Annotated in this window: 16 protein-coding genes; all 16 read left to right on the top strand. The window is 42.1% G+C overall.

All coding sequences use genetic code 11. The features are described from left to right. Positions 1–5 precede the first annotated feature (5 nt). The 16 genes from NSS76_RS13100 (at position 6) to NSS76_RS13025 (ending at position 13,232) form a co-directional block, all read left to right on the top strand. On the top strand, positions 6–188 hold the full coding sequence (locus NSS76_RS13100) for a hypothetical protein (RefSeq protein ID WP_280149360.1): 183 nt from the start codon (positions 6–8) through the stop codon (positions 186–188). A gap of 6 nt (positions 189–194) precedes the next feature. Beyond that, a complete protein-coding gene (locus NSS76_RS13095; protein ID WP_341082363.1) occupies positions 195–1,436 on the top strand; it encodes a phage portal protein in 1,242 nt (413 codons plus the stop codon). Continuing rightward, entirely contained in the window at positions 1,429–2,061 is a 633-nt protein-coding gene (locus NSS76_RS13090; protein ID WP_341082362.1) for an HK97 family phage prohead protease, read from the top strand. Before NSS76_RS13095 ends, NSS76_RS13090 begins: the two co-directional genes overlap by 8 nt. Positions 2,062–2,097: 36 nt before the next feature. Next, positions 2,098–3,303, top strand: coding sequence for a phage major capsid protein (locus tag NSS76_RS13085; protein WP_341082361.1), 1,206 nt, complete (start codon positions 2,098–2,100; stop codon positions 3,301–3,303). Beyond that, positions 3,300–3,596, top strand: a complete 297-nt coding sequence (locus NSS76_RS13080) for a hypothetical protein (RefSeq protein ID WP_284366421.1) — start codon at positions 3,300–3,302, stop codon at positions 3,594–3,596. Before NSS76_RS13085 ends, NSS76_RS13080 begins: the two co-directional genes overlap by 4 nt. 24 nt (positions 3,597–3,620) lie before the next feature. Then, positions 3,621–3,995, top strand: a complete 375-nt coding sequence (locus NSS76_RS13075) for a collagen-like protein (RefSeq protein ID WP_205184851.1) — start codon at positions 3,621–3,623, stop codon at positions 3,993–3,995. 14 nt (positions 3,996–4,009) lie between these two features. Next, positions 4,010–4,351: a head-tail connector protein gene (locus NSS76_RS13070; protein WP_341082360.1), complete on the top strand. Its 342-nt coding sequence runs from the start codon at positions 4,010–4,012 to the stop codon at positions 4,349–4,351. Then, positions 4,305–4,652, top strand: a complete 348-nt coding sequence (locus NSS76_RS13065; protein WP_341082359.1) for a phage head closure protein — start codon at positions 4,305–4,307, stop codon at positions 4,650–4,652. Before NSS76_RS13070 ends, NSS76_RS13065 begins: the two co-directional genes overlap by 47 nt. Beyond that, a complete protein-coding gene (locus tag NSS76_RS13060; protein ID WP_341082357.1) occupies positions 4,645–5,028 on the top strand; it encodes an HK97-gp10 family putative phage morphogenesis protein in 384 nt (127 codons plus the stop codon). The genes NSS76_RS13065 and NSS76_RS13060 overlap by 8 nt, the downstream gene beginning before the upstream one ends. Then, the gene (gene gp17 / locus NSS76_RS13055; protein WP_059375589.1) at positions 5,025–5,393 is read left to right on the top strand and encodes a tail completion protein gp17; all 369 of its coding nucleotides are present in this window, start codon (positions 5,025–5,027) and stop codon (positions 5,391–5,393) included. Before NSS76_RS13060 ends, gp17 begins: the two co-directional genes overlap by 4 nt. 11 nt (positions 5,394–5,404) lie before the next feature. Further along, entirely contained in the window at positions 5,405–6,031 is a 627-nt protein-coding gene (locus tag NSS76_RS13050) for a major tail protein (protein WP_341082356.1), read from the top strand. A gap of 38 nt (positions 6,032–6,069) precedes the next feature. Next, positions 6,070–6,405: a phage tail assembly chaperone G gene (gene gpG, locus NSS76_RS13045; RefSeq protein ID WP_059375584.1), complete on the top strand. Its 336-nt coding sequence runs from the start codon at positions 6,070–6,072 to the stop codon at positions 6,403–6,405. Between the two features lie 2 nt (positions 6,406–6,407). Then, positions 6,408–6,602 carry a hypothetical protein gene (locus NSS76_RS13040; protein WP_017367766.1) on the top strand — a complete coding sequence of 65 codons (195 nt, stop codon included), beginning with the start codon at positions 6,408–6,410 and terminating at the stop codon, positions 6,600–6,602. Between the two features lie 213 nt (positions 6,603–6,815). After that, positions 6,816–10,634, top strand: a complete 3,819-nt coding sequence (locus tag NSS76_RS13035) for a phage tail tape measure protein (protein ID WP_341082354.1) — start codon at positions 6,816–6,818, stop codon at positions 10,632–10,634. After that, positions 10,635–11,468 carry a phage tail domain-containing protein gene (locus tag NSS76_RS13030; RefSeq protein ID WP_341082353.1) on the top strand — a complete coding sequence of 278 codons (834 nt, stop codon included), beginning with the start codon at positions 10,635–10,637 and terminating at the stop codon, positions 11,466–11,468. A gap of 12 nt (positions 11,469–11,480) precedes the next feature. Continuing rightward, positions 11,481–13,232: a phage tail protein gene (locus NSS76_RS13025; protein WP_341082352.1), complete on the top strand. Its 1,752-nt coding sequence runs from the start codon at positions 11,481–11,483 to the stop codon at positions 13,230–13,232. Positions 13,233–13,268: the final 36 nt, after the last annotated feature.

Here is a 13,268-nt window from a genome sequence, read left to right as displayed (position 1 = left end):
AGAGAGTGAAAAAATTTATTGTTCTTCTGAAATTAATATTAAACGACTTGCTGTTTATTGGAGGGTGCACCTTTATTCTGCTGGCAGCGTATCGGGTAAATACAAACATCGGTCTATTTCTGACGGGTGTATTTTTTATGTTTTACGCCTACTTGCTGTCGAATCATGCGCGGCAGAAAGAGAGGTGAAAATAAATGTTTATAGACCGATTCTTTGAAAAGCGTTCAGGCTCAACAACATTAGACGGTTTCAGTCAGCTGATCAATCTATTCGGAGGTCGAGAGACGGCAAGCGGTGAAAGAGTGAGTGAAAGCAATTCACTTGTGCAGCCGGACATTTTCGCATGTGTCAACGTACTATCTGATGACATCGCAAAGCTACCGATACACACATTTAAAAAAGAATTTCAAGGAGTCAACAGAAACCCTAATCATCCATCAGCCTATATGATCTACGCAAGGCCGAATCCATACATGACTGCTTATGTCTGGAAAAAGCTGATGATGACGCATGCATTGACTTGGGGTAATGCATATTCTCTGATTAAATTTGGGGCGCATGGTTACCCTGAAAATCTTTACCCGTTGCGGCCAGATGCGACACACGCATACATTCATCCTGAAACAGGAATGATTTGGTATCAAACCACTGTTAACGGAAGAATGATGGAACTATACGAACACCAATTGCTGCACTTTAAAGGATTATCTACGGACGGCATACACGGTAAGTCGCCTATCGGGGTAGTGAGAGAGCATATAGGCGCTCAAGCAGCTGCCACAAAATATAACGCAAAACTATATAAAAACGAAGCCACGCCGCGCGGCATCCTAAAGGTTCCATCCTTCTTGGATGAGAAGCCCAAGGAAAACGTAAGGAAAGAATGGAAACGGGTCAACCAAGGTGAAAACATAGCCATTATTGACAATGGACTAGAATATCAATCTATTGCCATGCCGTTGCAAGAAGCCCAATTCGTCGAGTCGATGAAGTTCAACAAAGCTCAAATTGCAATGATATATAAAGTTCCATTGCATAAGCTCAATGAATTAGATAAAGCCACTTTTTCAAATATTGAGCACCAGTCCATCGAATACATGAAAAACACCTTGCAACCGTGGATCGTGAATTTTGAACAAGAATTAAATATTAAGCTGTTTACTGACAATGATCAAAAAGCGGGTCATTATGTAAAATTCAATGTTGATAGTGAGTTGCGCGGCGATAGTAAGACACAAGCCGAGTATTTCAAATTTATGATCGAATCAGGAATATTAAATAAAAATGAAGTTCGTGACTTACTCGAAAGAAACCCTATCGAACATGGTGACAAATATCTTGCAAGTCTAAACTATGTATCACTTGACTTTATGGAAGAATACCAGAGGCTTAAAGCTGGTTCAGCCATGAAGGGAGGTGACAGCAAGAATGAGTAAAGAAAAAGAAGTGCGGCTGCTCACGACGCCAATTGAGATCCGTTCCGAAGGAGAAGGACAAGCCGAATTTATAGAGGGATATGCCCTGAAGTTTGAAAAGTGGTCCGAGCGTTTGGGGTGGTTCAAGGAGATCATAAGCAGGGATGCTTTAGAATCTACCGATCTATCAAACGTAGTTGCACTGTTCAATCATCGAGAAGACTTTCCACTAGCGCGAAATACCGTCTCAGGTGATTCAGGACGGCTTGAATTAGAAAAAGATGGTATAGGTCTTAAATTTAGATTTAAGCCTACTGATACGTCGTACGCACGTGATCTCTGTGAGAATATACGCAGCGGTCTTATTAATCACTGTTCATTTGCCTTTTCTTTGGATTACAACGGAGACGAACCCGACGAATGGAGAATAAACGAAAACGAAGACATATACGAACGAAGAATAAACAGGATACACCGCCTTTATGACATATCTCTTGTAACGACACCTGCGTACAGAGATACCGAAGCTGTGGTAGGAGCCCGCAGCTTAGAGAAAGTAGAAGAAATAAAAGAACAACGAAGCGCACCAACCGATGAAGTTTTAAAAATTGAATTGGAACTTTTAAGCCTTGATCTTCCAGAGTAAGGCTTTTTTTGCGTTCTATGAGGAGGAAAAATAAAGATGACAAAAAAAGAAATTGAACTGCGTCAGCGGTTTACGCAAAAGAAAGAAGATGCTGACAAAGCACTTGCAGAAGGAAAAACAGAGGAGGCGCGCCAGCTTCTCGATGAAGTGAAAGAGCTTAAGAATCAAATTGAATTGATGGTAGAAGGTCGCTCACTGAACGTGCCTGATTTACCTGGCGGTGAAAATTTTGTGCCGGAGCTAGAACGTAACCCGGAGGGACGAAAAGGAGCCGAAGGGGATAAGGAAGAACGTCAAAAGAAATTCACCAAGTTGTTCATGAAGTCTCTTCGAGGTAAATCCTTAACACATGAAGAACGTGAATTCCTAGAAAATCCTGAATTCAGAGCGATGTCAGGAAAAAACGAAGAAGATGGCGGAATCCTGATCCCCGAAGATATTTCAAGAACCATTAAAGAGTTAAAGCGGGAGCAATTACATCAACTTGAGCAATATGTTACGGTCGAGCCGGTAGCAACCCGTTCAGGTAGTCGTATGCTTGAAAAAAACGGAGACATGACACCATTCCAAGACATAGAGGAAATGGGTAACATTCCAGAAACAGACCAGCCTAAGTTTACAAAACTATCATATAGCATCACTGACTATGCAGGGCTTTTACCACTTTCGAATACATTGCTGCAAGATACAGATCAAGCCATCATGACGTATGTGGCAAAATGGTTTGTCAAAAAATCAGTTGCAACAAGAAACGCTCTTATTCTGAAAATCCTTGATGATTTGAAAAAGGTCGAATTTAAGGGCTTGGATGATATTAAAAAGACTTTAAACGTTACGCTAGATACCGCCATTTCAGCTGGTGCGATCATCATGACAAACCAAGATGGGTTTAACTATCTGGATCAGCTGAAAGATGCGGACGGTAAATATCTACTCAAGGATATTCCTTCCGAACCGACAAACAAAATGCTGTATGGTCGTCGCGTGGTGGTGATCTCAAACAAAGTCTTGAAAACAAAAGCAGGGAAAGCTCCTGTAATTGTTGGGGATTTAAAAGAGGCAGTTGTCCTATTTGATCGTCAGCAACAATCTATCGACTATACGAATCTTGCTGCAGGATCATTTGAAACGAACACAACAAAAGTACGTGCAATTGAACGAGAAGACGTCCGGAAGTGGGACGAAGATGCCGTAGTGTACGGCCAACTATCAATAAAAGATGAAGAGGTGAAAAAGTCATGAGAGTGACGAAAAACTACACCACTGATGGCGGGGATCGAACCGTCATTGGTGGTGTATTAGAGTTTGCAGGCGGAAAAATCGTCAAAGACGGCGAGGAAGTGAGTGTAGGAGGCGTCGGATCAGCTGCACCAGGAAGCGTGACACATGAAATGCTTGCTGAAAAAGCTGTCCGGTCAGTAAACATCGGGACGGGAAGCGTCATGCCGGAGCATCTTAATTCGTCTATTGAAACTAGACTCAAGGGAATGGAAGACGAAATAAAAGAGCTGAAAAGCAAACTGAGTAAAGAATAAACATTGGAAAGGAATTGATCTAACATGGCAAAAGATTTTCTGAATGAAAGTAATGGAGTATTAACATCTGCAGAGGCGGACGCTGATGGAAAACCTATCACGGCTGTTTATGTAAAAGGAAATAGCAAAGAAAATCCTCTTTTCATTCAAGGGATGCAAGGAGAACAAGGGCCTAAAGGTGATACTGGCCCTCAAGGTCCAAAAGGCGACAAGGGAGATCCTGCAGTAATTGAAACGGGAGCCATTAAGAACGATCATTTAGGCGATGGATCTGTGAACTCACGGACAATCGGTAAAGGAAGCGTTAAATGGGACAATATCAATTCAGAAGTGCAAAAAATGATCACTGATTTAGAGTCGCGAGTCGACAAACTAGAGGGTAAAGAAAATACAGAATAAGTAGGCGGTCTTCTATGGATTTAAAAATGCTGAAAGATGAATATTTAAAGGTTGATACCGACCAAGATGTCGCCTTGCTTAAAACCTTAATTACTGCAGCAAAGGGATATATCAAAAATGGAATAGGTCGGTATGTAGAAGGTAACGAGCAGTATGCGCTTGTAACAGGCATGCTTGTTGCTCATTGGTACGAAAATCGAGGGGTGTATGAGTCAGGCGTTTCCGGCTCATCCATCCCTTTTACTATTCGGGACCAACTAACCCAACTTCGCTATGTGGAGGCAGAAGAGGATGAAGAAGATAAGCGAGTTGAATCGGAGGTTAATCTTCCAAGTAAAGAAAAGGGTACAGGATGATGAGCTGAATTGGATTGAATCATACGAAAATGCTTTTGAGACATGGGGTTCAATTGAAGGATTTTCCGGCTCAAAATCAGACACGCTTGTTGCAGGTGCGTTAGGTGTTAAGTCACCAAAGAAAATCACAATAAGATACCGAGAAGACGTAAAGCAAGACATGCGAATCCTTCATAAAAAGGGTACCGATGAGGCAGGAGAGCCAATCTATCGCACTTTCGAAGTAATGGATTTTAACGACGTTGATAATAAAAAGAAGCAGCTTGAAGTCACATGTAATGAGGTCGGCATAAATGGCTGATATGGATATTGATGGATTTGATGATTTAACGAGATTTTTCAACAAGATAGGTGACGACGTTGAAAAAGCTGAAAAGATTGCCCTTAAAGCTGGGGGCGAGGTAATAGCCGAGCATCAAAAACGTAACGTGAATAAGAGTTCAAAAAATCAGCCTCACATGGTCGATAACATCACCGTTTCAGCTGCAAGAGAAGCCAAAGATGGTGAAATGTTTGTAACCGTTGGGCCGAATAGAAAAGTCGCTTACAGAGGGCGTTTTTTAGAGTGGGGCACGTCTAAAATGCCGCCGCATCCATTTATTGAAAAAAGCGCAATTGAAGGGGAGGGACAAGCTGTGAAAATCATGGAAAGAATTATCACGGCGCCTATTAAATGAGCTTTGATGCGAAAAAAGAATTGAGTGCAGCGTTAATAAAAAACAAAGAGTTAAAGCAGCTTGTCACAGGAGGTTTTCATAATCTTGTGGCCGATGATGTGGCCGCATTCCCCAGGGTTGTATTTTCAGAGATTACAGATAGGGACCAGGAATACAGAGACAACCAAGCAGCTGCTAGTGAAGTTCGTTTTCAGCTAAGTATATTTTCAAAAGCAGACACGCGAACGCATGAAACAGAAATAGCAAAACTGATAGACAAACTGATGAAAGATTTAGGATATGGCAGGTACGATTCAGTGGATCTTTACGAAACAGATACAAAAATCTTTCACAAGGGCATGAGGTACGTTAAAACATTTTTCTAGGAGGAAAACAGATGGGGAAAACAATCTACGGATTAGACATGTTTCATTATGCTGAGCTGATTCAAGACGACGATAAAGGACTTGAATATGCAAAGCCTGAAAGACTGCCAGGAGCCGTAAACGTTAAAGTCGATCCAAAATCAGAGCAGTCTAAATTTTGGGCTGATAACGGCGTCTTTGATTCATTTAACAACATGGGAGACATTGACCTTGAGGCTGAACTAGCAGATTTACCTATTGAGGTGCAAAACAAGATTTTCGGACACAAGGTCGAGAATGGGATTTCTTTTGCCAGTTCTGATGACAAGGCTATTTTCTTGGCTTTCGGCTTTAGGGCGAAAACATCCACAGGCGGCCATAGATTTTACTGGTTCTTAAAGGGACTTCCTGAACTGATGGCTAACGAAAATAAAACGACAGAGGGTAAAGCAGACCCTGAAACAGCAAAATTTAAAGCTGGTTTCATGACGCTTCAAAATAAGAACGGGAAAAACCGTTGGAAGGCACAAGCTGAATTCGATGAAGGCTTTGACCCGGATGAATGGTTTAAACAGGTTGTATACGACGGGGCGTCGTTTGCAAAGGGAAAAGATACAGAGGATTCCACAAGTTCAGTAGACATCGGAAAGGGCGTTTAATAACGCTCTTTTTTATTTTGTAATCGGGAGGCAATAGCATGGAAGCATTGACAATCACCTTGCATTTAAACGGTAAGAAAAAGAAATTTTCCACACCTAACTTTATCACGGGTGTTTTATTTAGGACTGCGGCAGAAATAACAGAAGACCTTGAATCGAATGATCCTGAAAGGATTTATACAAGTAAACAATCAGAGTTTATCTGTGAAGTGTTCGGAAACAAATTCACTGCAGAAGAATTTGAAAAAGGCATTGATTCAAGACTGTTATATAGAACAATCTACGCAACTGCAAACTATGTCATCGGAAATATCGTTGAAGCGAGCAAGATCCTGAATCCGGAAACCGCAGAGGAAGCAGAGCCGGGGGAGTAAGTTTGTCCGATGCTGTCCTTGATATGTATAACGCATTAGAGGACATTGGCTTTACTCAAAATCAGATAGACGAAATGGACATTGTCTATCACTTGAAGCGACTCGCGCGGCGCAAAGAAGCGAGCAAGGAAAAGCCAAGTAAAAACGCTGCAGCATCGGATAAGCCTTTATACATTGATCAGATACCTGGACTGTAAAAAGGTGGTGAGGGATTGAGCAAAGACATTAAAGTAAAGCTGTATTCTAATTCGTCCCAATTTAACGGGGAAATGAAAGCAATTGCAGTTCAAATGAAAAACATAAAGTCCGAGTTTGAGAAAAATAGGACTGCCGTTGGTGTGTGGGGCAATGAATTGAAAACGTCGCAGGCGAAAGTCAGAACCCTTTCACAGCAATTAGACCAGCATAAAATGAAGGTCAAAGCACTTGAAAGAGCTTATGCAGATTCAGCCATCAAGAAGGGAAAGGATGCGGAATCAACGCAAACCCTGGCCCGTCGGTTGAACTATGCAACAGCTGAAATGAATAAGACGCAAAATGCGTTAACACAAACGACCAACAAAATTCAGAGGATGGAAGCTGAGATAAAAAGAACATCCTCATCACTTTATAAGATGGGCCAAAGAATGAATACAGTTGGCAACAAAATGAGAAGTACGGGTGCTTCGGTAGCGATGACTTCAGGAGTTGCTTTTGCTGGCTTGGCCCTCCCACTGAAAGACGCCGTAGAAGTTGGTATGTCATTTGAAACACAAATGAGCAAAGTAAAAGCTATTTCAGGGGGAACAGCTGCAGAAGTCGAAAAGCTGAAAAACCAGGCAAAAGAGCTGGGAGTAACAACTGTTTTCACCGCCAGCCAAGCCGCAGATGCACAAAGCTTCCTGGCGATGGCCGGATTTAAAGCGAATGATATTTATGCAGCTATGCCAGGTATGCTGAATTTAGCAGCTGCAGGTCAACTAGATTTAGCTGCTGCCGCCGATATTTCATCTAATATGATGCAAGCTTTTGCCATGAAAGCATCGGAAGCGGGGCACGCATCGGACGTAATTGCATACGGTGCGGCAAACGCTAACACGAACGTGGAGCAGATGGGAGAGGCCATGAAGTTCCTTGCGCCTAACGCTAATTCACTAGGTTGGGGATTAGAAGAATCAGCGGCTGCGGTCATGGCGTTTGGTGACGCAGGTTTGCAAGGTTCAATCGCAGGACAAGCCTTTGGTACGTCTTTGATCAGGCTGGCAACACCAGCTAGAAAGGCGCAGAAGGTAATTGATAAGTTAGGGTTTGCTTTCTTTGATGCAGCGGGAGACATGAAGAGTATGCCGGAAGTTGTTGCCGAGATGGAAAAGGGTATGAAGGGCATGACGAAGGAGCAGCAAGCCGCAACCTTAAAAACCATTGTCGGAGCTGAATCATACAAACATTGGGCCGTTCTATTGCAAAAGGGTAGCAAGGCATTGAAAGAAAACACTAAAGCACTAAAAGAATCAGACGGTGCGGCTAAAAAAATGGCTGACACAATGCTTGATAATGCGCGGGGCAGTATTATTGCTTTCCAGTCTGCAGTTGAAGGGGCAAAGATTAAGCTTACTGAAAGTCTACTTCCTGCGCTTGGAAATCTAGCTGAAAAAGGAGCAGACATCGTTTCCATGTTTAACAAAATGGATTCTGCCACAGCTCAAACGATTGCTAAAACTGCGTTGTTTGCTACGGGTGTTTTAGGCGCCACAACAGCAGTAGCAACGCTGACGATGGGTATCGGTGCGCTCTTAGCATTTACGGGTCCGGTGGGGCTTGCCATAGTTGGTGGAACGGCTTTACTAGGAGGCATTGCCGTTGCGACGTATGCATACAATGAGCAGCTGAAAAATCAAAAGAAACGCCAAGAAGAAGCAAAAGAATCGGCTCTTCTATATGGTGAGGGCGTTTCTAAAGCGACACAAAAGGCGGCCGGTTCATATGTGAACCTACGCGAAAAAGCTACGTCGCAATTGTTCCAACTGACACAGGTTTCAGGAAAAGAAGCCGAGAAGATGGCAAGCAATCTATTGTCTACTTATCAAAAAATGTCCACATCTCTTATTAAGGAGTTAGAAGAATTTAAGACTGATGCAATAGCAGTTCTCAAAGGACTATTTGAAGACCAGGAAAAAGAGACAAAGAAAATCGGAGAAGATTGGACAGATCAATTAGTTGGTAACATCGACAAGGATGTTCAAAAAGCACGAGAGAAAATGCGCCAACTTGAAAAATTGAAGGATGAAACAGGTTTATTATCATCAAATATGAATGCTTCACAAAAGAAACAATTTGATGGCATTATTTCATTCTTTCAACAGGCGACGAGTAAGTTTGCGGCCAATCAAAAAGACGCATTGGCTATTCAACAGAGGGTTTCCGAGAGTCAAAACAAGCTCTCTTTTAAAAATGCAAAAAGCTACAATGATCAAATCACAGAGCTATACAAAGAAGGTCAGAAAGCAGCGAAAGAAGACCGAGACTATAGAATTAAAGTCTTGGATGAAGCTATTGTAAAAGATGCAAAAAATGCTGAAAGATACAAAGCGTTAAAAGCGAAAACGAATGCCGATTACCAAAGGGATCTTGCTAAGAACCTAGAAGCGTATAAAAACAATTCAAAAGCGCTATTTGATCAAATGGCTCAAGATGGAAAACTGCTTGACTTGGAAACAGGAAAAGCCCTAGAAAAGCAAAAAGAGTATTCCAGCAATTCAATGGGAATCTTTGTTGAAATGGAAGAAAGTGAAGCAAAGTACCAAGAACGATGGGCCGAAAAACAAGTAGCATTCTTGCAAAAACTTGGAGACAGCAAAGAAGAAGCATTAGAAAAAACGAAGCAAGCGCTCATTGAATTTAACGAAGGATTGGGCCGTTCTACAGAAGAGTCAGCGAGCAAAGCAAATGAAGCGATTGAAAAGATAGAAAACGAGTTCAACCGCGCAACATCTGCCCGTGAATCAGGAAAGAAAATGGGGGATGAATTTGCGGACGGCTTAACAGATGCCACACCTAACACGTTAGCAAGTGGAACGATCCTTAAGCAGTCGCTTGATCAAAAACTGCGAGAGGAAAACGGCATTCCTAGAATTGCAGGGAAAGAAAAAGGTCAATCATTTAGCGATGGAATCAGTTCGTCAAAAATTAACGTATCTAACAGTGGTACAGTTCTGCAGCAAGCACTTAGGCAAAAGCTAAGTGAAGGCAATGCAGGAGCTAAAACATTCGGCTCACAAAAAGGCCAATCATTTAGCGCAGGTATAAGCTCAACAAAAGGCAGCACAAGCACTGCAGCAAGCAGCGTAAACCAAACAGCGTTATCAAACCTAAACAAAAATACCACTCAAGCTACTCAAGCAGGAGTGACAAAAGGGAAAAGCCATAGTGCGGGAATAACAAGCACAAAGGGCGCCAATACGTCTGCAGCATCTTCCGTTAGTGCGTCAGCAACAGCCCAGCTTGCCAAAACAACCGATGGCGGAGGCGGACAAAAAGCAGGGAATCAATTCGCGTCGGGCATTCGTAGTCAAGCCGGAAACGCAAGTAATTCAGGTAGTACCGTCGCAAAATCAGGAAAACAAGGCTTATCGAGTGTTAAGACAACTAGCACGGGTGCTGATTTTTCTAAAGGCTTTGCTAATGGTATTCGCAGCATGGGAGGCACAGGGGGCACGATATGGAAAGCTGCTTGGGCCATCGGGAAAGTTGCAATACGTTCGCTGAAAGATTCCATCCAATCAAAATCACCTGCAAAAAGGACCATCGCAGAAGGCGTGAACTTTGGTGACGGCTTCATCATTGGTCTTGGTGAAAAAGCGACGGAAGTGAAAAAGAGCACTGCAGCAATGGCACAAGGTGCTATGTCGTCCTTTAAATCTGAAATTAATAGAATGGCGTTTAACATCCAGGGAGCCGCGGATGAAATAAATACGATGCGCGCCGAACTGACTGTGAAAAACGAAATTGATACGCCTATTCTAAATCAGAAGCTAGATGCTCTTATTAACCTTCTATCAAATAATCTACAGACCAACAATGAAAACGTAAGTGCTACAGGGCAAACAATCAGAATCCATCCTGCGCCTGTCATTATTGGCGGTGAGCATTTAGCAGACATCGTTTTTAATCAAGGAGACACATCTATTCTAGACAAAAAGAGCGCTCAAAAATATGAGCAGAATGCCTATAAAGGAGGGCTGAAAAGATAAATGGATCTGTATTTTGATTTCAGAGATGGTTTAGGGGAGCAACCTTTGTCAGGGTTACTGCCCTATTTTAAGTTGCTTAGCTTTGCACCTGACGCGCCGAGCACTGATAGGGAGCTTGTACAGTTGACCAGGTTTAACGGACTTGTACCAACGCAGCATCCGCGCGACATAGTGTACAAAGAAAGGTCTATCAAGGTTGAAATATTGCTTGATGCTAAAATAGCGGCAAACTTTTATCAGTACAGGCATGAGTTTTATGATCTCGTTGTTCAGCCCTTCTGGTATTACATCTCATGTGATCTGCTTCCTGGGAGGCGTTTTGCGGTTACGTGTGACGGAGGGTTTCAAATACCCAAAGACAAGCAAAAAAACCAGGTATCCTTCCAAGTGGATTTTAACAATATCACAGGGCTGGCAGAGTCAAAGGGCACGTCTTTAAGCGCGCAGAACTTTTCTAATGAAAGATGGTTTTCAGGAATGGGAATTCAAAGGCGCGACGATCTGCAGTACCGATTCAAAAACAAAAAACGGTTTAGTGTTTTCAATCCTGGCTTACCGATTAATCCACTGCAGCATGATTACAACGTGCTGCTAAACGCAAAGGGAAAAAACATAACGATTATCAATCACACGAACAATGAAAGATTGAAAATAGAAGCCGAATTGAAAAAGTCACAACAGGTCAGAAACCTGAAACAGTATACCGTAGTGGGTAGTAAAAGGTTGAAAACATCCGGTAGGCTACCGTCTTTAGATAAAGGCATGAATGAGTTTGAGATTCAGAATACAAATGATTTTGAGATTGTATTCGATACAAGATTTTATTTTCCGTAAAAGGGGGTTGTCATGGCTGCAAAAGATTTTATAAAAGAGATAGCAAAAGACGCGCAGAGGATTTATAAGAAATACAATATTTTAGCTTCTCTTATTATCGCGCAGTCTTGCCTGGAAAGCGGATGGGGAAAAAGCGACCTAGCTCAAAAGGTTAAAAATCTATTCGGAATAAAAGGATCATTCAACGGTCAATCAGTCCTCATGTGGACCACTGAATATGATAAAAAGGGTAAAGCAACGAGAGTTAAAGCCCCTTTCAGAAAGTACCCTTCATGGTACGAATCCGTACAAGACTTAGCAAAGCTCTATCTAAAAGGGGTAAGCTGGGATCCAAACATTTATAAGGCTGTAATAGGCGAAAAAGATTACACCAAGGCAACAGCAGCACTTGTGAAAGCCGGATATGCAACCGATCCAATCTACGCAACGAAATTGAATAGTATCATCTTCACCTATAAACTTACGCAATACGATACGGTGGAAGGTGTGGATGATGGCCCAAGTGAACCTGAAACACCAACAAAACCATCTTATCCGAGCAAAGAGTATCAGGGAAAGGACGTAGAGCTAAACGACGGGTTACCTTCTGACATTGATTTTAGGCAGCTACATGTCTCAACCAAGGACGGCAAAGAACTTGTTGAAATCGTAGGCGCAGTGCTAGAACTGCAAGACGACACAACGGGTAAAAAGAGTTTCACTTTTACGTTAATGCGAACTGAGGATAACAGAACAGAATTTGATTTACTTGTTCCAGGAAACATACTGTATTTAGACGAGAAAGTTTACAACCACCAAAAGTATTACATTACAGACATTGAGCTTGATCAGAGCAGAAAAAATGTGCTGCAGAAAAAAGTTATTGCAAATCACGTGTATACTGTTCTTCTTGTAAATGACAGAGTCGAAGAAAAGATTTCAAAGAAACTGAAAATCAATGAAGCTTTAGACATTGCCCTAGCCGGTACCCCTTTTCAATATGTTCTAAAAGCACAGCTATCGGAGTTTGACGAAGTAGATCAAGACGGCTTCGGAGAAAAAAACAGAGTCGAATTAATGGATCAGATTGTGGAAGATTATGAAATAGAGCTTGATGTAAATAACTACGTCATCTATGTACATTTAAAAATGGGTAAGGTAGTAGACTTCACACTTGACAGCCGATACAATATGCCAGGCTTTAAGTTGAAGATCAATGACCAAAACACGTCAACGCGCGCCTGGGGTTACGGCGCAGAAAAGAAAGCTAAGAAAAGTGACACAAAGTCAACCGATACAAAGTCGAACGAAGATGAAAAGGAGAAAGAGCCCGAATACAAATTCGAGCCTATTCTATACATCCATCCTGATGAGGACAAATTTTTGATCGAGGGTAAGCCGCGCTGGGGTGAGCCGATAAGAGACGACACAGTAAAAAAAGTAAGCAACATGGTATCTGCTTTGAAAAAGCACGTAAACCCGTATCCTGACGTGGTAGTTGAGGCTGAGTATCAGTATATCTATGAGCCAGCATTGCAGGGTATAGAAGAGGATTTTTGGAAAGGTGACACGATCCATGTCATTGCGGATACAGCAAATGGGATCACGTTTGAGGACGATGTAAGGTTAGTGTCTGTCACTTATAATCCCCTCAACCCGTATGACAGCCCTAAAATGACTTTCGCTAACTTCAGGAAAGACATTCAGGATTATCAAGTAAGTCAGGCGCGGCAGATTAAGCAGCAAAAAAGATATATTGATCAATTGATGAGAACGCTCAATTAGAAGCGTTTTTTCTTTTGGAATTGAAAGGAGTGAACA

This window comes from Bacillus sp. FSL R5-0654, from assembly GCF_038008745.1.
Lineage (GTDB): Bacteria > Bacillota > Bacilli > Bacillales > Bacillaceae > Bacillus > Bacillus safensis.
The sequence above is the reverse complement of the archived record's forward strand: the minus strand, read 5'-3'. Positions and strand labels throughout refer to the sequence as shown.

Bases quoted from the DNA above. Each gene is read 5' to 3' on its own strand.
- NSS76_RS13095 (WP_341082363.1), top strand. From the start codon at position 195: ATGTTTATAGACCGATTCTTTGAAAAGCGTTCAGGCTCAACAACATTA.
- NSS76_RS13090 (WP_341082362.1), top strand. From the start codon at position 1,429: ATGAGTAAAGAAAAAGAAGTGCGGCTGCTCACGACGCCAATTGAGATC.
- NSS76_RS13085 (WP_341082361.1), top strand. From the start codon at position 2,098: ATGACAAAAAAAGAAATTGAACTGCGTCAGCGGTTTACGCAAAAGAAA.
- NSS76_RS13080 (WP_284366421.1), top strand. From the start codon at position 3,300: ATGAGAGTGACGAAAAACTACACCACTGATGGCGGGGATCGAACCGTC.
- NSS76_RS13075 (WP_205184851.1), top strand. From the start codon at position 3,621: ATGGCAAAAGATTTTCTGAATGAAAGTAATGGAGTATTAACATCTGCA.
- NSS76_RS13070 (WP_341082360.1), top strand. From the start codon at position 4,010: ATGGATTTAAAAATGCTGAAAGATGAATATTTAAAGGTTGATACCGAC.
- NSS76_RS13060 (WP_341082357.1), top strand. From the start codon at position 4,645: ATGGCTGATATGGATATTGATGGATTTGATGATTTAACGAGATTTTTC.
- gp17 (WP_059375589.1), top strand. From the start codon at position 5,025: ATGAGCTTTGATGCGAAAAAAGAATTGAGTGCAGCGTTAATAAAAAAC.
- NSS76_RS13050 (WP_341082356.1), top strand. From the start codon at position 5,405: ATGGGGAAAACAATCTACGGATTAGACATGTTTCATTATGCTGAGCTG.
- gpG (WP_059375584.1), top strand. From the start codon at position 6,070: ATGGAAGCATTGACAATCACCTTGCATTTAAACGGTAAGAAAAAGAAA.
- NSS76_RS13035 (WP_341082354.1), top strand. From the start codon at position 6,816: ATGAAGGTCAAAGCACTTGAAAGAGCTTATGCAGATTCAGCCATCAAG.
- NSS76_RS13030 (WP_341082353.1), top strand. From the start codon at position 10,635: ATGGATCTGTATTTTGATTTCAGAGATGGTTTAGGGGAGCAACCTTTG.
- NSS76_RS13025 (WP_341082352.1), top strand. From the start codon at position 11,481: ATGGCTGCAAAAGATTTTATAAAAGAGATAGCAAAAGACGCGCAGAGG.